At 37.5% G+C, this 25,354-nt stretch carries 27 protein-coding genes; 13 read left to right on the top strand and 14 right to left on the bottom strand.

Going from position 1 to position 25,354, the window contains the following annotated elements; all coding sequences use genetic code 11:
* Positions 1 to 75: 75 nt before the first annotated feature.
* The 6 genes from RIV7116_RS10200 to RIV7116_RS10175 form a co-directional block, all read right to left on the bottom strand.
* A complete protein-coding gene (locus RIV7116_RS10200; protein WP_015118221.1) occupies positions 76 to 372 on the bottom strand; it encodes a hypothetical protein in 297 nt (98 codons plus the stop codon).
* Between the two features lie 316 nt (positions 373 to 688).
* Entirely contained in the window at positions 689 to 982 is a 294-nt protein-coding gene (locus RIV7116_RS10195) for a hypothetical protein (RefSeq protein WP_015118220.1), read from the bottom strand.
* 555 nt (positions 983 to 1,537) lie between these two features.
* Complete coding sequence (locus tag RIV7116_RS10190) at positions 1,538 to 1,729, bottom strand: hypothetical protein (RefSeq protein WP_015118218.1); 192 nt, start codon at positions 1,727 to 1,729, stop codon at positions 1,538 to 1,540.
* Positions 1,716 to 1,991 carry a hypothetical protein gene (locus RIV7116_RS10185; protein ID WP_015118217.1) on the bottom strand — a complete coding sequence of 92 codons (276 nt, stop codon included), beginning with the start codon at positions 1,989 to 1,991 and terminating at the stop codon, positions 1,716 to 1,718. Before RIV7116_RS10185 ends, RIV7116_RS10190 begins: the two co-directional genes overlap by 14 nt.
* Positions 1,992 to 1,996: 5 nt before the next feature.
* Positions 1,997 to 2,713 (bottom strand): hypothetical protein, encoded by a 717-nt coding sequence (locus RIV7116_RS10180; RefSeq protein WP_015118216.1) that lies wholly within the window; start codon positions 2,711 to 2,713, stop codon positions 1,997 to 1,999.
* Between the two features lie 132 nt (positions 2,714 to 2,845).
* Entirely contained in the window at positions 2,846 to 3,097 is a 252-nt protein-coding gene (locus RIV7116_RS10175) for a hypothetical protein (protein WP_157229273.1), read from the bottom strand.
* Positions 3,098 to 3,605: 508 nt separating this feature from the next.
* On the opposite strand from RIV7116_RS10175, the gene RIV7116_RS10170 reads away from it, so the two are divergent.
* The 9 genes from RIV7116_RS10170 to RIV7116_RS10125 all read left to right on the top strand — a co-directional run bounded on the left by RIV7116_RS10170 (position 3,606) and on the right by RIV7116_RS10125 (position 11,929).
* The gene (locus RIV7116_RS10170) at positions 3,606 to 3,812 is read left to right on the top strand and encodes a hypothetical protein (RefSeq protein ID WP_015118214.1); all 207 of its coding nucleotides are present in this window, start codon (positions 3,606 to 3,608) and stop codon (positions 3,810 to 3,812) included.
* A gap of 71 nt (positions 3,813 to 3,883) precedes the next feature.
* Entirely contained in the window at positions 3,884 to 4,099 is a 216-nt protein-coding gene (locus RIV7116_RS10165) for a hypothetical protein (RefSeq protein WP_015118213.1), read from the top strand.
* The gene (locus tag RIV7116_RS10160) at positions 4,096 to 4,458 is read left to right on the top strand and encodes a hypothetical protein (RefSeq protein ID WP_015118212.1); all 363 of its coding nucleotides are present in this window, start codon (positions 4,096 to 4,098) and stop codon (positions 4,456 to 4,458) included. The genes RIV7116_RS10165 and RIV7116_RS10160 overlap by 4 nt, the downstream gene beginning before the upstream one ends.
* A 4-nt stretch (positions 4,459 to 4,462) precedes the next feature.
* On the top strand, positions 4,463 to 4,756 hold the full coding sequence (locus RIV7116_RS10155; RefSeq protein ID WP_015118211.1) for a hypothetical protein: 294 nt from the start codon (positions 4,463 to 4,465) through the stop codon (positions 4,754 to 4,756).
* Positions 4,740 to 5,003, top strand: coding sequence for a hypothetical protein (locus RIV7116_RS10150; protein WP_015118210.1), 264 nt, complete (start codon positions 4,740 to 4,742; stop codon positions 5,001 to 5,003). The genes RIV7116_RS10155 and RIV7116_RS10150 overlap by 17 nt, the downstream gene beginning before the upstream one ends.
* 491 nt (positions 5,004 to 5,494) lie before the next feature.
* Positions 5,495 to 6,679: a transposase gene (locus tag RIV7116_RS10145; RefSeq protein ID WP_015118208.1), complete on the top strand. Its 1,185-nt coding sequence runs from the start codon at positions 5,495 to 5,497 to the stop codon at positions 6,677 to 6,679.
* A 499-nt stretch (positions 6,680 to 7,178) separates the two neighbouring features.
* A complete protein-coding gene (locus RIV7116_RS10135; RefSeq protein WP_015118206.1) occupies positions 7,179 to 9,005 on the top strand; it encodes an ABC transporter ATP-binding protein in 1,827 nt (608 codons plus the stop codon).
* Positions 9,006 to 9,405: 400 nt separating this feature from the next.
* Complete coding sequence (locus tag RIV7116_RS10130) at positions 9,406 to 10,977, top strand: metallophosphoesterase (protein WP_015118205.1); 1,572 nt, start codon at positions 9,406 to 9,408, stop codon at positions 10,975 to 10,977.
* A gap of 259 nt (positions 10,978 to 11,236) precedes the next feature.
* Positions 11,237 to 11,929 carry a class I SAM-dependent methyltransferase gene (locus RIV7116_RS10125; RefSeq protein WP_371261640.1) on the top strand — a complete coding sequence of 231 codons (693 nt, stop codon included), beginning with the start codon at positions 11,237 to 11,239 and terminating at the stop codon, positions 11,927 to 11,929.
* Positions 11,930 to 12,019: 90 nt separating this feature from the next.
* Here RIV7116_RS10125 and RIV7116_RS33775 read toward each other — a convergent pair whose 3' ends face one another.
* The 3 genes from RIV7116_RS33775 to RIV7116_RS10110 form a co-directional block, all read right to left on the bottom strand.
* Positions 12,020 to 12,643, bottom strand: a complete 624-nt coding sequence (locus RIV7116_RS33775; protein WP_015118203.1) for a hypothetical protein — start codon at positions 12,641 to 12,643, stop codon at positions 12,020 to 12,022.
* Between the two features lie 87 nt (positions 12,644 to 12,730).
* The gene (locus RIV7116_RS10115) at positions 12,731 to 13,006 is read right to left on the bottom strand and encodes a hypothetical protein (RefSeq protein WP_015118202.1); all 276 of its coding nucleotides are present in this window, start codon (positions 13,004 to 13,006) and stop codon (positions 12,731 to 12,733) included.
* Between the two features lie 104 nt (positions 13,007 to 13,110).
* On the bottom strand, positions 13,111 to 13,572 hold the full coding sequence (locus RIV7116_RS10110; RefSeq protein WP_015118201.1) for a VOC family protein: 462 nt from the start codon (positions 13,570 to 13,572) through the stop codon (positions 13,111 to 13,113).
* A gap of 258 nt (positions 13,573 to 13,830) precedes the next feature.
* On the opposite strand from RIV7116_RS10110, the gene RIV7116_RS10105 reads away from it, so the two are divergent.
* Positions 13,831 to 15,195, top strand: coding sequence for a sensor histidine kinase (locus RIV7116_RS10105; RefSeq protein ID WP_015118200.1), 1,365 nt, complete (start codon positions 13,831 to 13,833; stop codon positions 15,193 to 15,195).
* A gap of 131 nt (positions 15,196 to 15,326) precedes the next feature.
* Here RIV7116_RS10105 and RIV7116_RS10100 read toward each other — a convergent pair whose 3' ends face one another.
* Positions 15,327 to 16,790 (bottom strand): hypothetical protein, encoded by a 1,464-nt coding sequence (locus tag RIV7116_RS10100; protein ID WP_015118199.1) that lies wholly within the window; start codon positions 16,788 to 16,790, stop codon positions 15,327 to 15,329.
* 197 nt (positions 16,791 to 16,987) lie between these two features.
* On the opposite strand from RIV7116_RS10100, the gene RIV7116_RS10095 reads away from it, so the two are divergent.
* Both RIV7116_RS10095 and RIV7116_RS10090 read left to right on the top strand, forming a co-directional pair.
* Positions 16,988 to 17,740, top strand: coding sequence for a radical SAM protein (locus tag RIV7116_RS10095; RefSeq protein WP_015118198.1), 753 nt, complete (start codon positions 16,988 to 16,990; stop codon positions 17,738 to 17,740).
* 63 nt (positions 17,741 to 17,803) lie between these two features.
* Complete coding sequence (locus RIV7116_RS10090) at positions 17,804 to 18,538, top strand: hypothetical protein (protein ID WP_015118197.1); 735 nt, start codon at positions 17,804 to 17,806, stop codon at positions 18,536 to 18,538.
* Positions 18,539 to 19,511: 973 nt separating this feature from the next.
* Here RIV7116_RS10090 and RIV7116_RS10085 read toward each other — a convergent pair.
* Positions 19,512 to 20,882 carry an FAD-binding oxidoreductase gene (locus RIV7116_RS10085; RefSeq protein WP_015118196.1) on the bottom strand — a complete coding sequence of 457 codons (1,371 nt, stop codon included), beginning with the start codon at positions 20,880 to 20,882 and terminating at the stop codon, positions 19,512 to 19,514.
* Between the two features lie 79 nt (positions 20,883 to 20,961).
* A complete protein-coding gene (locus tag RIV7116_RS10080; RefSeq protein WP_015118195.1) occupies positions 20,962 to 21,762 on the bottom strand; it encodes a creatininase family protein in 801 nt (266 codons plus the stop codon).
* Positions 21,763 to 21,890: 128 nt separating this feature from the next.
* On the opposite strand from RIV7116_RS10080, the gene RIV7116_RS10075 reads away from it, so the two are divergent.
* Positions 21,891 to 22,457, top strand: a complete 567-nt coding sequence (locus tag RIV7116_RS10075; protein WP_015118194.1) for a metal-dependent hydrolase — start codon at positions 21,891 to 21,893, stop codon at positions 22,455 to 22,457.
* 379 nt (positions 22,458 to 22,836) lie between these two features.
* Here RIV7116_RS10075 and RIV7116_RS10070 read toward each other — a convergent pair whose 3' ends face one another.
* The gene (locus tag RIV7116_RS10070) at positions 22,837 to 23,910 is read right to left on the bottom strand and encodes a class I SAM-dependent methyltransferase (RefSeq protein ID WP_015118193.1); all 1,074 of its coding nucleotides are present in this window, start codon (positions 23,908 to 23,910) and stop codon (positions 22,837 to 22,839) included.
* 397 nt (positions 23,911 to 24,307) lie between these two features.
* Positions 24,308 to 25,126 carry an SDR family oxidoreductase gene (locus tag RIV7116_RS10065; RefSeq protein ID WP_015118191.1) on the bottom strand — a complete coding sequence of 273 codons (819 nt, stop codon included), beginning with the start codon at positions 25,124 to 25,126 and terminating at the stop codon, positions 24,308 to 24,310.
* Positions 25,127 to 25,354: the final 228 nt, after the last annotated feature.

Raw genomic sequence — 25,354 nt, 5'->3', positions numbered from 1 at the left:
CTCCCCCTACTTTCTACTTTCTATTATCTACGACCTTGTTTTAACTAAAAGTTTCAGAGATAACTTACTATTAGCTTATGAATTATTTAAGACAGCAAGATGAACTAAAAACAACTGTTTATCGGATTCCAAATTCTTCAAAGTAGGATTTTTAATAGCTTGTTTCGCTATCATAATTTGTATTTCTAGTGGTAAATTTTCAAAATCAATTTCTTGCCTGCGAGATTTCTTTTTCTCAGGACAAGACCATTCATAGTTAACTGTAAAATTTTCATACAGCATCCATTTACTAATCGTTCCATACTTGAGATTCGTTAGGTCTTTAGCACAAGTGACAACAGGTAATGATTTAATGTTTAATGGTAATTTCATAGAGCTAGGAGAATATATAATTTAATGATAACTAATTAATATATTACAATCTAAAGGGTGGCAATATTGTGACTTGTAAAATTTTTATGTAAATCCTCTATTGTTATTTTTTGGCAATTGCGGCTAGATTCGTGTTATTTTCATCAAGATAAGTATAAGCACATTAATTAAGCCCGATGCTTATTTTTAGTCATATTTCACTACAGCCTATAAAGTATTGATTGCAAATTTAGTAAGTAATTTACTGCTGCTAACATTTATTTTTATAGTTAATTAGACTATTTTTGTAGCTAATAGCATAGGATTTTACTTATAGCTATAACCATGAGTTGATAGTCGATTCCTTGACAGCAAACAGCACTAATTTTAATTGTTCTTTCGATTCTAAAGTTTTTAGAAAAGGACTCTTTATTGCTTGCTTAGCTATCATTATTTTTATCTGTATTGGCAAATTGTCAAAACACATTTCTTGTTTGTGATAAATATTTTTTTCTGGACAACGTGATTCATATACAACATTAAAATCTTCAAGCAGAGTCCAGTTGATAACGCTATTATATTTAATATTATTAAGGCTTTTAGTACAAATTACGATAGGTGATGATTTCATTTATTGTGGTAGATTTATAGATTTAAATTAAATTATTTTTTTGTTTGATTGATTCAGATTCAGAAAAAGTACTTAATCTATCATGGTATCTATGTAAAAATATTTTTGCTATTTCAGTATTTTGCGCCTTGCATTGCTATATAGCGTTTTTGTCTACGCAATCATAAAAGTAATTTGATTACCGTAACTGAATAAATATATTAATACTTTATACACTTTCCTCGGCGATCGCCACTAATTTCGCGCTATATTCAGAACTAATAAGGCTCAAAGTTGACAAAATACTAAAACTAGCTATGATTGTGTTCATGAGTAATACAAACACTTCATTGTTATACCGCAGCATACCCCAAAAAAAACGCAAAAAAACCCGCATCTTAAAACGTGCGGGTTTTTAAATTACTTATAGATGCTCGGAAGATACGCATGTTTTTTGCCAGCGGCAGCTTAGAATATAAATGTACTGTGGCATTCCAACCAAGAAAACTACCGGGAGGCGTACCGGTAGCAGCATGAGGAAGATAATAAATTTAGTGTTGATGGTTAGATAACTATTTAGCTATTGCATGTAGGCTCAACATCAACTTTACTGTTTGCGTAATTAAGCTTTTCTAGTGCAGTAGAAACGCTGTTGCGTACAGCATTCTGCTCTTCAGGTGGAATGCTAGACGCTTCAATAATTTCGGCAACTTGCTCGCTAGTTGCAACCAAAATTTTAAGCCATTCAATAATACTACTGATTTTCATTTTTATTCCCCAAAAAAGAGTGGTCAACTAGCTTCGCAATTAAAGTTGAATTACGTTCGGTCATAAAGTCATTTCGCTTAAGCGATTCTCTGACTTCAATAATCCATTGGGTTTGTTCGTGTTTATCGCTCTCGATTTGTTTTTTTAGTGCCTTAATCTCTGTCAGGCTAGATTTTGTAATTTCAGTATTTCGCGCTACAAAAGCAAGTATTAACGGTAGTAATACTTCCGCAAATACAACAAGAAAGTCTTGAAAAGTCATCGATTCTAGTTTGAATATTCGGTGAATTTAAGTACTGAGCTTTGCTCTGAAATTGCGTAAATAGCACCTTTGTAGATTCCATTTGAGACGGGTAAATTAAAAACCTCAGCAGCTTTTAACTCTTCTAAAATCTCTAACGGTTCGTTGTTTTCATCAACGCCAGTACACTGAGTAATTCTTGTTTCGTCCGCCAGTTGATAGCAGACAATAGCAAGGAGTATTTCATTTTTAGGACGGTCAAGTACTTCTTTTTCTGTGTCGTCAAAGTGGATACCGTACTGAGAAAATAAAATTTGATTGTCTAATATTCTTATATGTTGTTGTTGTGATAACCCGTTGTCGTAATTTCGCTGCTTTGACCTATCTAAACTGTCAAAAATATTTCGCTTCTGTAACTTTTTTTTCGGTTTCAGATACTCAATTGGTCTGGTTACTATTTTGACAATATTCCAAGTGTATTTCTTGACAAGGTTGATAGCTCTAGATTCTACGAGTTTATTGAAAGCATCTTTTAAAGTATTTCTGCAATAAGCGCCTTTACTACGGTTCCTAGATACCCATTTATTAAAATCTTTTAAGTCCGGTTCAGATTCCCCTATGTATCCTTTTTTAATCAACCATTGCCATAGGAGTTTAGCGGCAGGACTTATTGAATTTTGTAAACAGAATTCATCATGTTTATATGTCCACTGGCTTATTGATTTGTTTCTACTTTGTGTCATAATTCTATTAGTTAATATTAGCCAATTGCAAGTTGGTACCCTACAAAATCCCTTACTTGGTAGTGCAGGGATTTTGTTCTATGTTTGGGGTTCCAAATCAAAAGAATAATGAAAAACCGTCCTAGTACATTACTAAGACGGTTTATCTAAATCTTCTTCTTGAATTAAGGTTTCTAATCTTTTAAGACGGTTTCGTTGTAATTCAATCTGCGACTCGTGATATGCCAGTTGCTCTCTAACTTCATTAGCTAACTGGCGTAAAGTTCCCCCAGCTGTTTCTTGTTTGATAGGTTGTTCATCACATTCGGTGTTTTTGCAATTTTCTCTAACAACTCCGAACGAGTTATTCCTTGCTCCATAGCTTGGAGTCTGAACATCTCCCATGCCTCCGGTGAAATCGTTAGACTCACCGTCTTCGCGTTTCGTCCGGACTTGGGCCTTCCTCTTTTTGCCATAACCAAAATCACTCATTTTACTCTCCGATTATCTCATATATAAAAATGAGGTATTGACTTTTATTTTTATATATGAAATATTATCCCTATAATTCATTTTTGTAAATGAATAATTCCCCTCTCGCCTAAAACTCGCGAGACACACCAGTAACTACGGGATACCTACTCCGCAAACCAAGATTTGTGGAATCTTTGAACAATCAAATAATCCTTCTAACTGATGGCGCTATGTCTACCAGACCCCACCAATGCGCTATTTGAGAACAGTTAGAAGGGCGGGTTAGCAATCGCCACAGCTAGCCCAAATTTTTGCAGCGTCAAACTGAGGAGGTGTTTTTAAATAACTAAAATCTGTAATCACTACTAATCCTTTTTCGACTTGCGCGGGTTTTTGTCTACAACCCGCGTTTCCTAACAATTTAAAAACAGTTTTAACTATGAACCAACTTGCAAGTGAAGCTAATTGGTGTATTTTCAAACGCCTATCTACTGGCGGTTATCAAATGTGTATAGCGCGTCTAGAGTCTCGCGCTGAATGTGAAAGGCATTTCAAAGTCTTGCAAGGGTTATTACCCAACGCAATACTTGAAATCGCTTTTTCAACTGAAGACTTAAAGAAAGAGAATAGCGCTTCTAAAGTATAGAAACGCTACGTCAGGGTGTATCTACCTTTTACTATGCACGAAATCAGTTAAGTCTAACTCAAGGAGTGATTATGTCAAATACAGATCCAGGTTGGGATTATCAGCAAGTATGGGAGTTATTGCATGGTGCAATAGAAAAGCTAGTAGAAATTAAAAAAATCATAGGAGAGCAAGAAGCGCTAAACAAAGAAGCCAACGCACAAGTTTACCCGATGTTTGTAGAGGCTTCTATGAAGCTAGGTCATTGCAGTAATTATATTAATGCTTTGGATGAGGAGAGTAAATGAATTTAGATGTGATTCGGAACGAAATTAGATGGAAAAAAATAAGATATGAAAGAACGTTGCCAAGAAGCTTAGGTAACGCAAGTTGTTGTGTAGAATTTGAAATTCAAGAAGATGAGAATTTCTTAGAACGGTTTGATTTTGCACAAGCTACAGTAGATTCAAAACTAGGACTACACGTTTTAGAGATGGAAGATAAAAGGACACGGTTACAGTTAGACATTGCTGAATTAAAAGAAGAAAAAAAACAGCTAGATGCTGAAATAAAGCGCGGTGCAGAGTCTCTTAAAAAGATAATTGATTACTGTAGAGAAGCCAACTTAAATCCAGACACAATATTAAATTTAGAATTCCCAATATAAAGAGATGAAAGAAGAATCCTACAAAATCCCAGACAATGACCCGAATTATGTATTGGTTCATAAGAGAGCATTGGTTGCAATGTCTCACTGCGTGGGATTAGCTATTCAAAGCTTTGCTGTTTGTAGCGGTAGCGAGATGCAAGAAACTACTCTGCAATTTAGTCATTATGCTAATTCTCATGTCCATGAATTGTCACAACAGCAATTAGATTTTGTTATTGAACAGTTGATAAAAAATCAAGGTAAATCAGGAATTTTGGATTTAAAGGATATGTTCGATAATGAATCAAAAAACTAAGCCTGCATTCAAAAAAGCTGACGATAGCGATTATATTTTGATTCATAAAAGGCATTTAGGTTTGATAGAAAAAGCATTCACTATGGCTTTAGGTAATGCACATGTTTTAATGAATTCAAACATGTCAAAAGATGCTTATAGAAAGAATGTTTTCCAGCAGGCACAATATGAACTCGATAAATGTAGTGATGACTCTCTTGAAGAATACTGCGATGGATTGATGAAATTAACAGATGTTGAGTATTAGAAGCGATGATTTAAAAAGAATAGCAAAGGGAAGAAAACTAGGCTTGGCAAAATTTACCGATTATAAAAAAGGACAATCGTGGAAGTTAAATTAAACATAACAGGAACCGCAAACGACGCTAAAAAATTCGTTGAATTTTTAGAATACTTGTCATTAAGACTTGAAAATTTACAGGTGCTGACTTCTTCTACTATTCACCCTTGTAGGGCACAAAAAAAAAGAAGTTGGGTGATAAGAACGAGTAGTTTACGTTTTGACAAAAGCACATTCAGTAACTTTCTTGATTGAATTTAATGTATTTAACTCGCCTGACGAGGTTAGCTAACCACTAACCGAAACTGTGGGTAAATCCCACAGTCGCGGGATGGTTTCACCGTTCTAGCACCAAAGCTCAGATATTCAGATAGGCTTATTGCCTTACATTTTTCATGAGCTTCTACTTTGAGAGTACATTAGGCTGCGGCCTTCATTAGTTCGTAAGATTACAACCTATGAAAAGAATTTTGGGACTTGATGTAAGCAAGTCCTCAGTTTCATGCTGTCTGCTGCACGGTTTACCCAATGACATCCATGAATTTTACTACGAATACCCGTTTGCAAAATTAAATGCTGATAAAAAAGGTTTGTCAGCTTTACTGGCATTTAAACCTGACATTGCGGTTCTTGAGCCAACCGGGATTAATTACTCTTTAATTTGGATTCACCATTTAATGAATGCAGGTGTTGAGACAAGACTAGTAGATCACGCCAAATTGCGATATTACCGGGAAAGGCACTTAGAATTGCCAAACAAAGATGATGATGCTGATGCTCTCGCGCTTGCTGCTTATGGAGTTGAGTATTTAGACAAGTCTACTAAGTTTATAAATATTCGTTCCCCAAAAACTTTTAAATTACGTCAAATTGTTTTGAGGTTACAGCACATAAACCGCATCCGCACTGCAATTATTAATCGCGTCCGTCAAGATTTAGCTTGGCAATTCCCAGAAGTAGCATTCGTTCGTTCGGAATCAAAAACTATTTTGTCTCCCCTGCTTTGGGGATGGTTGTGCGGGGAAAGGAGAAGTCCGAAATACAAACGCTTGTATAAAGATTCAATAGGACTTGGAATTACAGAGAGCGTAGAACTCCACAGTCATCGGATATGTGAATTTCACAAAGAAGAATATTCCCTCGAGCAACAACTAAAACAAATTATTGCTCATCAAGACTTTGTGCGATACCGAAAAACTTTTAAATTATTTAATTTTGGGTATCGCACAGAAGCCTTAATAATTACTCAAATATATCCGTTCACCCGTTATTTAGAAGATAATAAGCCGATTATCAAAATCCGTAAAGGAAGAATTTCGGGTAAGCCAACAGCTAGACATCTTTCCGAACGCCGGTTTTTAAAAAGTCTTGGACTAGCACCTACTCAAGAGTATTCGGGGGATAGCAAGAAAGATAAAGTTAAATCCGGAAGCTCTTTATCAAGAAAAATGTGGTGGCTGTGGGTATTTTCAGCGGTTGAGCCAAGACATCGCCGGACAAACACAATTACTCAAAAGCTCGGTAAATACTTAGATGAAATGAAAATAGGCGGTAAACCCGTGCAGCTAGCACGTTCTAAAACTGCTGCGCTAGCAGGTAAATTGCTGTTTCGGGAGTTAGTCAAAGCACTTTGTGATAGTTAACGGTAAAAATGGCGATCGCCATTTTTTTGTAGTTTTTTTTTAGGTGAAAATTAAAAAATGCAACCAACATCAATAGATTTTAATACCGTAGATTCCAAGCTAGAAAGCTTAGGTTGGGACTGGAACAACCCGCGCATAACCTCTTATATCAATGAGTTAAGCGTTAATTACAGGAAAAAATTCTCCGCAAGCAATCTACCACAAAAGCATTACCGTAAACTATATCAGTTTCTTAGCTTTTACGAGGAAATTGATAAGAGTTTATCTAGTAGTTATGGTAGGTGGGATGACCCGATAATTGCTAATTTTTTCACCGCAAATTCAGAAAGGGATATACGCGGGAAAGTCACATATCGAATGAAATTGAAATATTGGTATCAGTTGAAAAATATAGTGGATCTAAATTACATCCCATTTTAATTGTTACTCGCTAGGTATATGTTAGTCTAGCGGGCTTAACTATATAGCTAGCGAGTTATGTTAATTGTTAGAGTGAAAAATGAGGATAAGCAAATTACGTAACAACTTACGCCAATCTTTCGCTGTATTTCGCTACAGCGGACGAGCTGTAAATTTAGTTTGGACTACTAATCGCACTCTCACGATTATTCTGGCAGTTTTAACTTTAGTGGCGGGGCTTTTACCGGCTGCTGTTGCCTACATCGGTAAATTGATTGTTGATGCTGTTGTTGAAACCCGAAATTTATCTTTACAAGATAATCTCAATACTTCTTTTCCTTTGATGTATGTAGGATTAGAAGCTGTTGCTGTGGCTTTACTTGCAGGTAGTCAGCGCGGACTTAGCGTTGCTCAGTCGCTGTTAAGAGTATTACTAGGTCAAAGAGTAAATGTACTGATTATCGAGAAAGCGCTGACGTTGGAATTGCGTCAATTTGAAGATTCCGAATTTTACGACAAAATGACAAATGCGCGACGGGAAGCTTCTAGTCGTCCGCTTTCTTTAGTTAATCGTACTTTTGGTTTGGTGCAAAGTGGTTTATCGCTGCTTACCTACGGCGCTTTGCTGATAAGCTTTTCTGCATGGGCTGTAGCCATACTGATTTTAGCCGCCATACCTGCATTTGTTGCCGAAACTCGGTTTGCGGGACAAGCTTTTCGTTTATTTCGCTGGCGTGCCCCGGAAACCCGACAGCAGCGATATTTAGAGACGTTGGTAGCTCGCGAAGATTTTGCCAAGGAAGTAAAACTCTATCAGCTTGGTGACATGTTGTTGGGAAGATATCGCAACCTATTTCATCAACTTTACGGTGAAGATAGGGATTTGACAATCAAGCGGGGTTTTTGGAGTTATTTATTAGGTTTGTTGAGTACTGCAACTTTCTACGTTGCTTATGCGTGGATTGTATTAGAAACCGTTGCCGGTAGGATTTCTCTGGGAGATATGACGATGTATCTTACCGTATTCCGTCAGGGACAAACTACTTTTGCAAGTGCTTTGACTTCTATTGGGGGAATGTACGAAGATAACCTATATCTTTCCAACCTTTACGAATTCTTAGAAGAAGAAGTACCGAAAAGATACGGTAGAGCAACCAAAGGTACAAATCCAGAAGATGGAATTCGGTTTGAAAACGTTTCTTTTACTTATCCCGGAAGTACAAAACCAGCTTTGAAAAATATTTCGCTGCATTTGAAACCGGGTGAAAAACTAGCAATTGTTGGTGAGAATGGTTCGGGAAAGACGACTTTAATTAAATTGCTCACCCGACTTTATACTCCAGAATCGGGAAGAATTTTATTAGATGGCTTGAATTTAGAAGAGTGGGATTTAGATGAATTGCGACGAAGAATTGGAGTAATTTTTCAGAATTTCGTTCGCTACCAATTTACCGTCGGTGAAAATATTGGTGTTGGTGATGTGGAAAAATTGGAAGATGAAACAGCATGGGAAATCGCTGCCGAAAAAGGAATGGCTCAACCTTTTATCGAAAGATTGCCTGATGGTTTCACAACTCAATTAGGACGTTGGTTTAAGTCAGGGCAAGAGCTTTCCGGCGGACAATGGCAGAAAATTGCCCTTTCTCGGGCTTTTATGCGAAAAAACGCCGATATTCTCGTATTAGATGAGCCAACATCAGCAATAGACTCCCAAGCAGAATACGAAATTTTTGACCGTTTTCGTAATTTGACTCAAGATAAAATGGTGTTTTTGATATCCCACCGTTTTTCTACAGTGCGAATGGCTGACAAAATTGTGGTTATAGAGCAGGGTGAAGTCTTGGAGACGGGAACCCATGAAGAGTTATTAAAAGCGAATGGAAGGTATGCGACGCTGTTTTCCTTGCAAGCGCAGGGGTATCGGTAAAGATTAGGTATGGGGCATGGGGCATTGGGCATTAGGATAATTATTAACTCCTAACTCCTTGCTCCTAACTCCTCACTCTCTAGCTTAACTTTCTTGTTATCCAAATTCTTCTTGCAAAATAAGCCAATATGATTGTTGGGATAATGGTGATATAAGCAATGTTGTTTCGAGCAGCAAAAAACCATTTCCACCCGTCTAGATGATGTATGACTGAATTTACAATATCTGCTTGATTTTGGTTAAAGTTTTTCAGGTTATTGTAGTGGCTTTTCAGTAAAAAGATGAAGATATGAATTGGAAGCTAGCACTCGCACTACAAAAAATAAATCATACTCAAACTTCCCCAGAGCGTAACAATTAGTTACAATACTGATGCGTGCGTTACCCGGAGTAATCAGCGATGGATTTGATAATGGAACCGGCAATTCCCGTAAAAATCGAGAAAATGAAGCAACGGGTACGATGGCAGCATAAAAGTATTGTGCAAAGGGGAATTGACCAAACTAGTATGGTTCTCGATGACGGTAAGGAGGATAGTGAAGAATTCTCTTTTATGGTTATTGGTGATACTGGTACTACTTGCCAATATGGATATCATCCCCAGCGAGAAATTGCTAAATTAATGCTTCAGCATCGTCATGAATGCCGTTTTGTTTTGCATACCGGCGACGTGATTTATACTGTTGGTTCTCGCGAATATTACCCATCAAATTTTATAGAACCCTATCGCGAGTTTATCAAAGGTGGTGAAAATCCTAAAAACATCACCTATGACAATATGGTGTTTGATACTCCGATTCTGACAACTTTGGGAAATCACGATTATTATGATGTACCTTTGATGTATCGAGTACTTACAGGCCCCACGCTGAAATTGCGTCGATTATTGCGTTATAAAGATTTTGAAATTGGTTGGCATGGCTCAGAACAAGGTGATGCTTATGCAAAAGCATTTTTAGATTATTTAGCACGGTTCAACCGCAAGCAAAATTTAGAGTTTCATTTAGACGAACATTACACCGCAAAAACCGACAACGGGCGCTGTTTGCGTTACGAGCCGGGACATTTTACCCGCTTACCAAATCGTTATTATACGTTTCGTTACGGCGGTATTGACTTTTTTGCTCTCGATTCAAATACTATTAACGACCCTTCACCCATACCGGAAACACCGCAAGGAGATATTCGCCGAAAAGCTTTAACTCAGCGTCGCGATGAAATAGATATAGAAGAACAGCAGATTTTAGAAGAATACGAAAAACTAAACCTCGATAATCCCAAAGATGCCGAACAAAGCGATACACTCGAAGCCAGATTAAGCCAGATTAACGAAATCAAAGTTGATATCGAAAAACAACTCGCATCCCATCATCCCCAAGTTGATTTTGAACAACTTGAATGGTTCAAGCAAAGGTTAATTGAATCTTGGAATAATTCGGAAGTTCGCGCTCGCATCGTTTATTTTCATCACCCACCCTACGTTACAGAGGCAAATAAGTGGAATCAAGCGCAAACTTTAGCCGTGCGTCGTCGTCTGCGATGGGTGTTTGATGAAGTTGCTCAAACTATCGAGAACTTGAATCAGAAAAGTCCAATTGTTGACTTAATTTTAAACGGACATGCTCACTGTTTAGAACATCTCGTTACAACCGACACTGGACACGCAGACTCGCATCTAAACTGTATTGTCAGCGGAGGCAGCGGTCATTATCCCCGTCGCCAGAGGAAATCAGGCTCAGAATTAATGGAAACTTTTGATTATATTCCTGACAAACCCAGCCGTAAAGTTGCGGATTCTTTGCTTTTTGTCGGTCGTAAAGGTTACGAATCATTAGCACGCTCTCCTTACTCTGGAATACGAATTGATGTCAAAGCAGGTAATCCTGTTAAGTTTGTTGTCAAACCATTCGTCGCCGAACGTTATGAGCAACGATGGAATTATCCTGAAATCAAGCCTTTTACGATAGGTTGAAGGTTAAAGGTTAAAGGTTAAAGGTCAAAGGTTAAAGGTTAAAGGTCAAAGGTTAAAGGTTAGAAGTTAGGAATGAAGAGTTAGGAGTGTAATAGATTTTAGATTTTAGATTTTAGATTTTAAATTAAGAGTTAGGAATTAATTCTTCACCTTTAACCTCTAATCATTGACTTTTAACCTATTATACATACCCATTTTTAATAAAATGAACATAAATCATCAATTAAATTTTTTACGTTCTGCTGGAATCATTTTTATAATGTTAGTAGGATTGCTATTTTATCCTTTCAATACAGCATTTGCAGCCACATCTACTGAGGTTTACCAACAGAAATCTATTGCTAGTTCGGATGGTATTGGAAAAGTTTATATGGGTAGAGAAATTTCTCAAGTAATGGGACATAAAGGTGCGATGTGGTTAGAAAGACCTACTCGTGAATCCCAGGAACAACCCAGTAAAATTGTCAGCGCTCTTGAACTCGAAGATACCGATGTTGTCGCAGATATTGGTGCTGGTACTGGCTATATGAGTTTTCGCATTGCTCCTAAAGTGTTGGATGGCAAGGTGTTTGCTGTAGATATTCAACCAGAAATGCTGGATATTATTGATTTTTTCAGAAAGGAAACAAAAATTGATAACGTAGAGCCGGTTTTAGCAACCCCTACAAATCCAAATTTACCAGCAGAAAGCGTTGATTTAGCATTAATGGTGGATGCTTATCACGAGTTTGAGTATCCTAAAGAAGTTATGGAAGGGGTTGTAAAATCGCTCAAACCAGGTGGACAAGCAGTATTAGTTGAATATCGCGGCGAAAATCCTTTTATTGCTATCAAACGCTTGCATAAAATGACTCAAAAGCAAGTCAAAAAAGAAATGCAAGCTGTAGGATTAACTTGGAAAGAAACTAAAGAATTACTTCCGCAGCAACATTTGATGATATTTGAGAAATAGGGAATTGGGAATTGAGCCGGAAAAATCTGGCTTGTTAGTGAAAATGTTGAGTGTAATGTTAGAGTTTCTCAACATCTCCTGTTCGTAATTCTACTGAGCAGAATCACAATCAAAGTTTTCCGCTTGTCTATCTGCGATCTGTCGTGCGGCTTTATTTTGACTGGGTTTTGCATCAGCTTTTACCCATTCAATCAAGCATCCTGGTGAACCTTTGCGACCAACTGAGGTGACAGCTAGATCCGACCACCCGGTTGGGTTCATACCATCTGTCATGAAGTTATACCGCAATATTATAGCCACTGGTTTGCCGTCGTGAATGCGCCATTCTACAGTCTTGCCGATTGAATTGTAAGCAAGCCCCTTTGTTGTCCACTTGGAGCTAGGTACGCCAGCATTTACATCGAAACGAGCGCCTTGGTCTTTGACGTAGAGAGAAATGTCTTGATAGCCGTTGCAGCGAAGTAAACGACCGCCCCTTTCTTCATAGGTTTCCACGACTTCGCAGTCTTTAAGTTCTAAAGAGGTATAAACGCTTTCAATACTTTTGAGTGTTTTTGCAGTGGTATCACCTATTTGACTAGTACTAAATGAAGTTTCCGGCATTTCAGAACTTGGTATTGTTTTAGAATTACCCTTTTGCACAGCACAAGCTGCCATCAGAGAGAGTGCAACGACTGCACTTAGTAATTTTTGATCAAGGCTTGTTCTTAGCATCTATTTTTCTAAGTAATTCGCAAAATTTTATACAAGCATTAGCTGTTGTTAAAGGTTAAACGTAAAAATTCTCTTTGTCCATCATTCTCACTCAGCAGGAATGACGATAGCGGCTCCCGCGCTGTTATCCCAGACAACCCAGTTGAACTCTTTATCTAGATTTTCGGCTGTCTCGGATACTTTGAAATAAGATTTTTCGCCTTTTCTTTCAATGGCAAAGTCGGCATTTTGTGCGTATATCACCTTAAAACCTTTATCTCGCAAACAAAACATTACCCAAGCTTTGAGCGATTGTCTTGATGGATTGTAGGAAACCATCGGTCTTTTAAATGCTTGTTCTATAACTTGATATATTTCCGACATTTTTTAAGATTTAGTTGTTAGTAGTTAGTGGTTAGTTGTTAGTTGATGAAAAATAGTTAGCAGTTAAGATTTTCTCCCCCCTCTCCCCCTCTCCCCTCTCTCTCTTACTCCGGATTGCAGCGAATCTCAACTATAAACCCGTCAGGATCGTAGAAGTAAACTCCTCTTCCCGTAGGACGGGTGACGGGTTCTTGAGCAATTTTGATTTGATGCTGTCTGAGTACTTCAACTGCATTATCAAATAGTTCGGGAGCTATATCAAATGCAAGATGATTCGCTCTTGTAAAACCACGTTCGGGGTCTGGATCTGGTGGTGATAATTCTGGCTCCCAAAATAAATCTAATATTGTACCGTCGGGAGTTCTGAAGTTAGCGACTTTTCCCGCTTGCACTAAGTTAACTAAAGTTTCGGGTACTTCATCACCCTTAAGTTCGTGCAAACCCAAAATACTTCCATAGAAATGACGAGAAGCCTGCATATCCTGAACGTTAAGGGCAATGTGATGTACTCTACGCAGGCTTCCGGTCGTTATCACCTTATTTAAAGACTTAGTGTCCGATAGCATAATTAATTGTTACCCGAAGGATGTAGATCGTTAATTATCAACTACCAATTACCAATTTTCACCTAGAGCAGCAGGTTACTTGGTTTATAGGCAGGCTTATATTAATTATCAGCTATCAAATACTTATTGTTTACCCTTGCTTGACGATTATTCATTGATGAGAGGCTGATATGAGATGAAAATGTTACAACGGATGAGAATGTTAATTAACTAACATTTTAGTAATTTAGTATTGATAATTTAGGAATAGGGTTTGCAGTGCCACAGGAATTTAGTTCGCAAATTTCATCACCATCATTGATTGAGCGTAGCAATAGTGACCTCAGTCTGGACTCAAAGCTTTTAGAGTTGCCGCTTTACGAGTTTTCAGTGGAAATAAGCTTTACTGGTAAAGAGTTAGGTCAAGTGTTTGAAAAATACCCCTTACTACCAGGAGCAATTTTGGTGGATGAGGGTAAGTATGTTGGCATGCTTTCCCGAAGGCAATTTTTGGAATTTTTGATTCGTCCTTTTGGACAAGATTTATTTTTTCATCAGCCGCTAAGTATCATTTATAGCTATGGTCGCACGCCAATTTTAAATTTAGCGGAAACTACACCTATCTTGAATGCCATGCAATTTGCGTTGCGGCGATCGCCAGAATTTTTATCGGAACCGATAGTGGTAAAAACTACGGATAAAGACAACTATAGGTTGCTGGATATACAAGAGTTAAATATTGCTTCTTGGCAAATTCGCGGCATTGAAACTCAGGTCAGATACGAACGCAGTCAAGCCCAAATTATTCAAAATGATAAAATGGCTAGTCTGGGACGTTTAGTTGATGGGGTAGCACACGAACTTTTAGATCCTGTAAATTTTATTTGGGGTAATTTAACCCATGTTTCAAATTACAGCAAAGATTTAATTAAATTGATAGAGATTTATGACAATAGCACATCAAATATTCCAGAAGAAGTTTTATATCTCAAACAAGATATTGAATTTGACTTCTTAGAATCAGATTTATCACAAGCAATTACAAGCATCCGTGCTGGTGCAGATAGATTAAAAAAGTTAGTTTCTGGATTACAAAATTTCTGTCATATTGATGCAATTTATCCCAAACCTATTGATTTACACGCTCATTTAGATAGCATTGTTCTATTAATTAGTAGCCGTTTGAAGGGAGAAATTGACATTGTTAAAGATTTTGGTCATCTTCCTCCTGTTTCTTGTTTTATCGGACAGTTAAATCAAGTATTTATGAATATTTTAAGTCGAGCAGTAGATATTTTACTTGATGAAGCTATTCGGCAAAATTTTGATGTAGAACCGGAAAGTAATTCTGCTAAAAAACCTACTATTCAAGTAACTACAGAAGTTATTTCACAAGAATCTAAGATACCAGGCACTCCAGATTCCCGCTGGGTATCGATTGGCATAATGGATAATGGACCGGGAATGTCTGTAGAATTTCAACAGCAAATCAAAGAGTCTTTTACTGTCGGAAAAAGGGCTGACAAAGAAACCAGTTTGGCAGTAAGTTATCGAATTATCACTGCAAGACATGGTGGTAAATTAAATTTTTCTTCTCAACCGGAAAAAGGTACTCAATTTGAAATTCTTTTACCTTTAATATGAAAATGGGTATTGTGAATTGGGCGTTGGTAATTGGTAATTGGTAATTGAAAAGAGGAGATAGGGAGAGAAGGAAAAATCACTCCTAACTCCTAACTCCTAACTGTTCACTGCTCACTGTTAACTGTTAACTGTTAACTACTTACTGTCTTCTCCCCTCGCTGATAAATTTCTCTTGCGTAATCAGTCCAAGTACCTTGTCCCCAATAACGGAAACAGCTTGTTTGTAATAGGAAGTTATGCAATAAAGCTTCACGGTATTCATGTTTTTGAGTAGCCGATTCATCAGCTTGTAATAACGAATCAAACTTCTGATGAAACAAGCTGCTAAGTTTATTCATGGGATTCAATACGTTTTCATATCCTTGTACCCAGCTAATATGATTTGTCCAAGAAGCACCATCCATGTGGAAGTTGGAATTTTCTTGTTTTAACTGTTCTATAACTTGCTCTACATTTTGAGAATCCGAAACTCTTTCCCAAATTAAATGTTGTCCCACAGGTTGACAAGCAGGGTAATCTTCAGGATTAGCACCAGCATTTTCAATTAATTCTAAATATTCCGTGCCGTTAACTCCTACTACTCCGGTTTTTCCACCACCGTTTTGCTTCATATCGTGCCAAGCTTGCTTGTATCCAGGGGGAAATTCGTTCATCATTACCCCACCGTTTTCACCGTCACCAATTTGAGTCACTATCGGTGGATAGTTATCCCACAGTGGGTTTAATGATTTCGCTTCATAATAAGGCTGCATTTGAGCAACTAGTTTAGTATCGGAACCTTGAGTTTTAATCAAAGCGGTAATGCTGACGCTTTCACCTTGAGAATTTCTAGCTACAAGTTTGTGTGGTGTATGTTTATTGTTGATTTCTTCACCGTTAAGTGTTTGCACGGAATGCTCCTGCACCATCAACCATTTGTAACCGCATTCTTTCAGCGCTTTGACATATTCATATAAAGTATCGGGATGGTTGGGGAGATGCATTTCCGGAGGAGAAAAACCTTTAACTCGTGCTAAAGCCTCCCAACCGAACATTGCTGCAAAATAATGCTGCCATGCCTGAATATGTAACTTAATATCCGGTATCGGTGTAGAAGGAACCACAGCATGTCCCCACATCGTACCCAACCATTCCACATAAGGTTGATAAGTAGAATCGCAGGTGATGCGTTTGAGATTATCTATAATATCTCTGCGCCCCATCTGTTCAAATCCCCACAGAAGATTGCCGGAATAATCCAACATCACCCGAGGATTGCAACCTTGGCTAACTAATTCGGGGATAATATCACCCATGCGGCTGTAACAATTAGCAAAAGGGGCTGCATTATGATTATCACCTTCACCTTGGTGTTCAAACATATATTGCAGATGACTAATATATTTGCCGTTTGCACCAGCAGGGATTGTGGGTTGGTGCATGTGGAGTGCTACAGCGAAAGTCGCGGTTATGTCTTCGAGTTTGAGATTTGTATTTGGTAAGAAGACGGGGGAATTGTGATTTACAACTTCTAGAACCTGTTTTTCCGAGCCAGAAATATTGGGTAAACCGTTAACAGTTTCTGGTAAAGCGGATGGGGTTGTTAGGGTAGGCATTCAGTTATCAATTATCAGTTACCAATGTTCAATTATCATTCCTCTGAAAGTGTATGGGTAAATTAATTAACAAAAATATTTTTAAGTTTAGGTTTTATTATTTAAATGCATTATATTGACAAGATTTGCATAAGACAATTTTTTTGAGCTATCTGTTATACATGAGGTTCGTAGTTGCGCTTTAATCCTCATTATTTATGACTGTAGAACGAATATCCATTGAGTTAACCAACCAATGTAGTAAAAAATGCTCTTTTTGCTATAACCATAGTCACCCAGAGGGCAAGACAACTTGGCAACCCGATGAATTAATCGACTTCATTCAAGATTGCGCGATCGCAGGAACTTCTTCTGTTTCTTTTGGAGGTGGAGAACCTTTAGAATATCCCCATTTGTTTACTATTCTTAAAAAACTACAAGGAAAAATATTTCGCTCTGTTACAACTAATGGATTGTTGTTAAAAAGTAAATTATTAGAAAAATTAGTATCAGCAGCACCAGATAAAGTTCATATTTCTATACACTTTCCTGAAAAAACATCAGAAGTAGACAGAGTTATTAAGCAAGTTCAAGAATTATCATCATTAGATATTAAAAGCGGGGTTAATCTATTAGTTTGTCGCTCTAATTTATCAGCAGCTTTTCAAGCAGCACAAAAATTAAACAATGCAGGAATTAAAAACGATAGGATAGTTTATTTACCTATGAGAGGTGCTAATACTCCAACAGCAAAACAAATAGCTAAAGTCGCTGGAAATCAACCTTTTCAGTCAATGACTTGCTTGCAATCGTGTCATGCTAGTCCCCGCTTTTGCTCTATAGCTTGGGATAAAACCGTAGCTTGGTGTTCCTATACTACTGCTCGTCGTCCTTTAAAAGCTTTAAATGCTCAAGCTTTAGAAGAAGCTCTCCAAGATTTATCTTTAGTTTTTTGCGGAGGAAATGAATAAAAAGCTGTTCTTTATTTTGACCAATATCAATAATATCTATTTAAGAAAATCTAAGGAGAAAATATGTCAGACTTTCCCGCAGCACACAGTATGGATACTGATTGGTTTGCTGTTGATGCTGATGGTAACGTAGGAATATTCAATTCTAGCGAAGGAGGAGCCGTACCCAATTTTAATGGAGACTTTTTTCGTGCTACTCGTATTGATGATGTTGAAGATTTTTGTAAATTGCTGCCAAGCGATGAAAAAGGTATAATTCATCTCAACACTGAAGCACAAAGTTTGATTCAATATATTATTATAGGGACTATACCAAAGTCTATTTATGATGATTATTCTTATGAGATGTTAATGATTATTTCCTCAGAAGAAGTGATTGATAAATTAAAAAATTCGGATAATTTTATTTTACGATTTGCTGGCGAACCTGTAATTATTTACGTTAATCAAGTGTCTAATGAAATCATTAATTCGATGTTTTCATCTGGAGAAATATTAGGTGCTACAGAATTTGAATTATTTATGCATCCCCACTGTCTAGGATTGTTCTTTTATGATAACTACGGACAAGTTCCAATTCCCTACGAGAGAGAAGGAGTACCAGCAACACCTTTGAAAGTAGAAGATTTATCTGAAGAGTTACAACAAGCTTTATCTAAAAGTAATTTTGAAAAGATACGTTTTACTGAAACCGAAATCATTCAACCCATCGAATATACTGCTTGTAATACTTGGGATGATAACGGGTTTTGGGTAGATAGTCGGGGGAATGAAAGACAAGGATTTGATGTTTTGTAAGGGAAACTTATTGAGAAACAAATTAAATATTGGGTTACGACACGATTAAAAAAGGTTGTTGTTAAAAATCTAATTTTTTTTGTATCTAACCCAACCTAATAACTAGATTATTTTCGCAGCACATCTGTCATAAATATATCTTTAGCTATATATCAACTGATACACTTGTTCTCAACCAAAGATAGAGTATTTGTATTAGCCAAGCTTGTAAAATTTATTTAGTGAACTAAATATATAAATCAAGTTTAAGGAGATAACTATTTATGAAACCTTGGATGCTATGGTTAGGAGCTTTTTTATCTCTTATGAGTTTATGGTTAGTAGCCAATCTTGCTTATTAATCAAAAACTTGTTTTGAAGATGTTGGGTTACGACACGATGAAAAAGATGATTGTTAAAAGTTGAATTTATAGCGTTTCCTAAGCAACTGAGGTACAGCGATTACCTCACCCCGATAAAGCTGTGCTTTATCTCCCCTCTCCTTATCAAGGAGAGGGGTTGGGGGTGGGGTTTTGTGTGTACTTCAATAGACTGGGAAACGCTATATTTGTGTCCTCTGGACACGCTGAGCCGCACGCGACCCGGGAACCGTGTCTAACCCAACCTACTAGCTACTAACTAATTTTGACTTATTTTTTATTACTTTTTACGGGTTTTTGCTTAGACATTATCCGCAAGGGAATTTCTTGATGCTGCTGCGATTCTCCCCAGAATTGCTTGAGTCGTACTTAGCTATAGCTTGAACTATTTTTTACAAGCAAAAGTCTGGTTTATCACATTCATTGGGTTTAGTTGGAAAAAGGTAAAAAAGTTTGAATTATCGAAATCTAAATTAACTGAGATTTATATAGCGCTGTAACTCAACATTACTCTAAATGAACCAGTATATAAGCTTTATTAAGCAAATAAATTTGGTTAACAAAAGTTTCTGTTGATGTACCAAGATAACTCTATATACTTTCTGTTTTGCCTATTACCCATTTCCTTTGGCTAACATCTTACTTTTCCCCGGATTCATTAATCCAAATGGATCTACCTTTTGTTTAAACTGTAAATGTTTTGGTTCAATTGCACGCTTCCAACCTTCTTCGATGTAATAGCTGTGGGGATTAGCAATAAATACACCGTGTTGTTCGTGATAGCGAATTATTTCGTTTAGTCTTTCTTCATTGCTAAATTTAACTAACTGCAACCCAGGAGTACTTACTATCCCTTTGAAGCGAATTACTTCTAAATGCATCATTACTTCCGAACCGAAATAATTGTACATATGCTCGATTAATTCTAGGTTGTTTTCTGAAGGGAAAACGCTTTGCAAATATGTGAGCGAGCTATCTGCACTACGAGCATGTAAAGTCGTATGATTCCAAGTATGTTCGCCCAAACTAAAACCTTTTCCCGTATCCTGAGCCGATTTGGTATAAGTTATTTTTCCACCGTATTCTTGAACTAATCCTTCCAAAGATTCCAAACTAGTTTCGGCAACAATTAATAAAGCAGCATGGGCACCTTGAGGAAGATAATCTTTTAAAGCATTAAAATATTGCGGAATAGATGCAGCAAAAATACCAATTTCTTTTTTAATTATTCCATCAGCATAAGCGAGAGCTTTGCCAAATTTCACCGTCGTCATAAAATCATTGAAACTGATAACTAATTCAGCCCAAGGATAAGCAGGTGCTAAAGGAATTTCTACTTCTGTAATAATACCGTTAATACCCCAAGCATGATTGACTTTTTGAACATCCTCGCCACGGAGTTCAATTATTTGAGGTTGTTCTTCTAAAGTCACTATCTCTAAAGCAGTAATATTTCCTTTGTCGGACAACAAACCGTAATTGATCGAACCAATACCACCGCTACCACCAGCAATAAAACCTCCAATAGTTGCCGTTCGATAGGTAGAAGGAACCATTCGCATTTCCCAACCAATTTCACGGGCAATCTTGTTTACTGCTTCTAATTTGACTCCTGCTTCTAACCGCGCAACCCCTGGTTTGACCCAAATTACTTGCCGTAACTGCGTCATATCTAATACAAGCCCACCATAAAGTGGAACGCATTGCCCGTAGTTTCCAGTACCCGCACCGCGTACTGTTATCGGAACTCGATGTTTGGCTGCCGCTGCTGCAACTTTTAATACCTGTTGTTTATCCTTCGGACGTACTACTAAATCCGCAACTTTCCCGGCTAGTTTCTCAGTTAATATAGGGCTGAAATTATGATAATCCTGAGATAATTTTCTGACTTGGGTTGGTTCGGTAATTATTTCAATTCCAGCGAGCGATTGTATTAGCGCCTCGATATCAAATGATTTTGGAGGTTGTGTAGATGCAGATGTCATAATTCCTACATATTCTTATCTTTCGCTTTTTTCAGTATGTCTTATTAACAAGGGCTAAAACCGCGATCGCGAACAAAACTTATACTTGCGGTTGCTGAAATGCATAGATATCCTTAATTACCTTTACCCAACCATCGGATACCGATTCCAATATTTGCTCGCCTTTTTCGGGAGTTGCTGTAGTTGCATCGCCAATTACGCCGCTTTTACTCAAATCCTTCGTCGTCCAAGCAAAAGGTAGTTTTCCTTCCGGGCTAAGTAAGCTTGTATTCGGCAATTCTGGCGGATATTCTGCCACGGCTTTGTCCATCTGCACTTGTTCGGGTAGTAGCGCTAGAATAATGCTTGTTTCTGCATCTCCAGCGTGCATTCCCTGTTGTGCTTCTTTCGGTGTAAGTAATTCTTTAGTAATATTAGGTACGCGCCAAGTGAACAGGGGAAACACCATGAAGTCATCATATTTAACGTGTAAATCTCGCGCTACCATTTGCATTACTTGCGGTTGCCCGCCGTGGGAGTTCATTAATACAAGTTTTTTGAATCCCGCACGATAGATACTTTCCCCTACTTCTATAAGTGTGGCGCTAAGGGTTTCGGTGCTTAGAGTAATGGTACCGGGAAAGTGCCAGTGTTCGTTCGATTTGCCATAATGTAGCATCGGTAGAGCAAATGCCGGAATATTGACATCGAGTTTGTCTAAAGCTTTTCCCAATACTCCCATGCCAATAGCAGCATCTACAACTAAAGGTAAATGCAATCCATGTTGCTCTATTGCACCTACTGGTTGGATAATAACCGTGTTTTCTTTATCGGGTATTGTTTCGACATCGTTCCAAGTTAGGTAAGGAAAAAATCTATTTGGAGGAATGAAACCGTGCATGATGATGAGCGGGTAGAGTGGGTAGAGGGGGTAGAGGGGAGGAATGGGTAGAATAAATTCCCAATTACCAATTACCAATTACCAATGCCCCATTCCCAATGCCCAATGCCCTATTCCCAAATTAAACCATGAACACCCCATCTCACGCTATTCTCAATTTGGTTGCTTTCAGTGAAAAGTTGAGAGCTAAAGCTAGTTTGGCAATTTTTATTGGTGCAATCTTACCAGATGTTCCAATTTTTATATTCTACTTTTTAATGAAATTTGTTTATCGTTATCCGAGTAGTAAAATTTGGGGTGAAATTTATTTTCAACCTTTTTGGCAAAATATTGTTAGCATTTTTCATTCGATACCCCTAGCTTTAATAGGGGTTTTAATTTGCCATTTTGCAAAATGGAGAATTGTTGAAATCGGATTTATTAGTATGGTGATGCATTCATTACTAGATTTACCAGTTCACAACGATGATGCTCACCGTCATTTCTATCCTTTTAGCAATTACCGTTTTATTAGCCCTTTTTCTTATTGGGATGCTAACCATTACGGAGCAATTGTAGCTTTTGTAGAAATTTCACTGGTTTTAGCTTCTACAGTTTATTTATTTTCGGGATTTCGTTCTTATTGGATTAGAGGTTTAATGATATCGGTGAATCTGGTTTATTTGTTTGGGTATTTTCGGTTTTATCTACGGTAATCAGTTATCAGTGAACAGTTAACAGTGAGCAGTGAGCAGTTATATGATGTCCGGCAAATCACCCATAATATGTCATTGCAAGCGAAGCAATCCCAATCACTGCGGTTGCTTCGCACAGCGAACAATAACGGTTCATTTAACGGAAGACTTATAATTACTTTTTTCTATTTTATTCTTTACTTTTTGTTTTACGAATGCAGATAATTTACTAGTATCTGAAAGTGGAAAATTTGTTTTAGTTCGCTGTTGAAAACCTACGGACAAGGTACAAAGCTTGCACATAATAATTATTTGGTAATTGGTAATTGGTAATCGGTAATTAATAAATTCTCACTACTCACTGCTCACTGTTAACTGTTCACTGTTCACTGTTCACTGCTCACTGTTTTCTGACAATGTAATAATTATTTTGAAAATCATGCTCTAACTGTTTAATTATTACATTACGAAAACCTGCATTGTCTAACATTTCTAAAGCTTTTTCTTCCCCCCACATTGCACCAAGTCCCATGCCATTATTGGCTAAAGAAACACTCATACAGTGCACGCAGGATATTGTATATAGTAATGGTGCTGCGGGATGTCCTAAATTTCCACCAACATTACTAGAAGCGCGGATATCTTGCATTAAATAAGTTCCTTCGGGACGTAATGCGTTGAATATTGCTTTTAATACTACATCTGGTTTGGCTTGGTCGTGAATTGCATCGAATGTTGTAATAAGATCGTATTGAGAAACTTCGTTTATGGTTGCAGCATCTTTGATTTGAAATTTGATGTTAGTTAAACCAACTTTTTCAGCTTTATTTCTAGCTCTTGTAATGGCTTCTTCAGAGAAATCGTAACCCGTAAACTTACTTTGAGGAAATATTTGAGCTAGATAATTTAACGCACGCCCACTTCCACAGCCAACATCAAGCACATCGATACCTTTTTGCAATGCTGTTTCTAAATTGGGGATTAACGGTAAAATGAATTCTTCTAAAGCTGCAACTACGGTTTGTCCGCTGTCTTCTGCCATTACTTGATGAAAGCGTTTGTAAGCAGAATAGGGAACTCCACCACCGTTGTAAAAGCAATCGATAATTTTATCTTCTACTGTTGCCAAAAGCGGAATATATTGAGCAAAACCAGCCATATTGTCAGGGCTTGCATCGTGAGTTAAAAATGCAGCATGTTCTGGAGGCAAATAATAAGTGTTTTGTTCGGGATTATGTTCGACAATTCTACCTGTAACCATTGCTCCCAACCATTCTCTGACATAGCGTTCGTTTAAATTCGCTGTATCAGCAATTTGTTGACTTGTAGATGGCGGCAATTTATCTAAAGCATCAAAAAGCTTAGTCCGATGTCCGATGGAAATCATAATGGAAATTGCACCATTATTTAAAATATCAAGCATCCTCCCAGCAAAGGCTTCAGCTTTATTTTCATCTAATGTTTGTACTATCATTTTTTGTTCTCCTAGTTCGTTGTTAATTTCAATTTAAGGAATAATCGAGAAGAACTAGGGAAGAAAAAACAGTTAACACTCAGGAGTGAACAGTTAAAAAAAGAAGTGATTAAACATGGAAAATAAATCTATCTCATTCCCTCATGAAAATCCATCGTAAATAGTTGACGCTCATCATTATAGTAAAGGGTTGCAAAACAATATTTGGCTGTTAAGATTCCATGTTTCTGACTTGTAATTCCTCCAATTGCTACCATAACCTTGAAGACTCATAGCTTGTAGGTTGAGAATACTGACGATATTGTTGGGTTACGGCGCAAATATAGATTATGCATCAAAATTGTACTTATTTGTACGCCTAACCCAACCTACAAACTCTCCCCCCTCTAAATAAAAACTACCAACTACCAACCAACCTTTGATAATACTCCTGTATCTTCGGTGCTTTAGAGTCAGGCGATGCGAGCTTCAATACGGTTTCTAACAACCAAGGTGCAAGACGCTGACATAAAATTGCTAAATGACTTTGCCAACCAACTAAAATTTCTGATGAGTCTCTTTGCAATCCTTTGATAAATGCTTGCGCTACTTGCTCGGGTGACATGGGGATTACACCACGATATAGTTCCAAGTCTCGCACCATGTCGGTGTCTGTCAATGTTGGTAATAATGAGACTACTTTAATGTTATGTGGTGCTAACTCCCGACGCAGGGCTTCAGTAAATCCTAGGATTGCAAATTTAGTTGCTGAGTAAGTTGACATTGTAGGAGCCGCAACTTTGCCCATTAAGCTTGATACGTTAACAATCGTGCCTTGGTTTCGTTTTGCCATCCTGCGAGCCACGATATGAGTCATGGTGTAGGTGCCCATGAAATTCAGAGATAATTCTTCTTGTACTTGGGGTAGTTTCGTCTTCAAAAATGAGTTTTGATGAGCTACACCGGCACAATTCACCAGCATATCAATTGCACCGTAACTGCGCCAAAGTTGAGCCACTGCGACGTTTACGAATACAGGCTTTGTCAAATCTAAAGGCATGATTATAGCTTCTACACCCATAGCTTCAACAACTTTCGCAACTTCAGCTAATTTATCGCGGGAGCGTGCAACTAATATCAATCTTTTTACTTTTTGATGGGCTAATTGTATGGCGATCGCACGTCCAATTCCACGAGAAGCTCCAGTAATTAAGGCTGTACATCCTTGAATAATCATTATCACCTCCATAATGCTGGTTGTCAGTGAAATATTGCTTTTCGTCGATATATCTATTTGTGGTTTATCTAATATCGACTTATGGGTAATATAATGCTCAAAAAATCAGTGTAATTGAGATATAGACAGCTTATGTCTATGGGTAATTTCTCTAGCCAAATCAAAATATTCACAAAAATGGTCGGATTTTTCGGCGTTGCTGATTAAAAGTATGATTTGCCCGCAGCC

Origin of the sequence: Rivularia sp. PCC 7116 (assembly GCF_000316665.1) — a bacterium.
Taxonomy (GTDB): domain Bacteria; phylum Cyanobacteriota; class Cyanobacteriia; order Cyanobacteriales; family Nostocaceae; genus Rivularia.
This window is presented reverse-complemented; position numbering and strand designations above follow the sequence as displayed.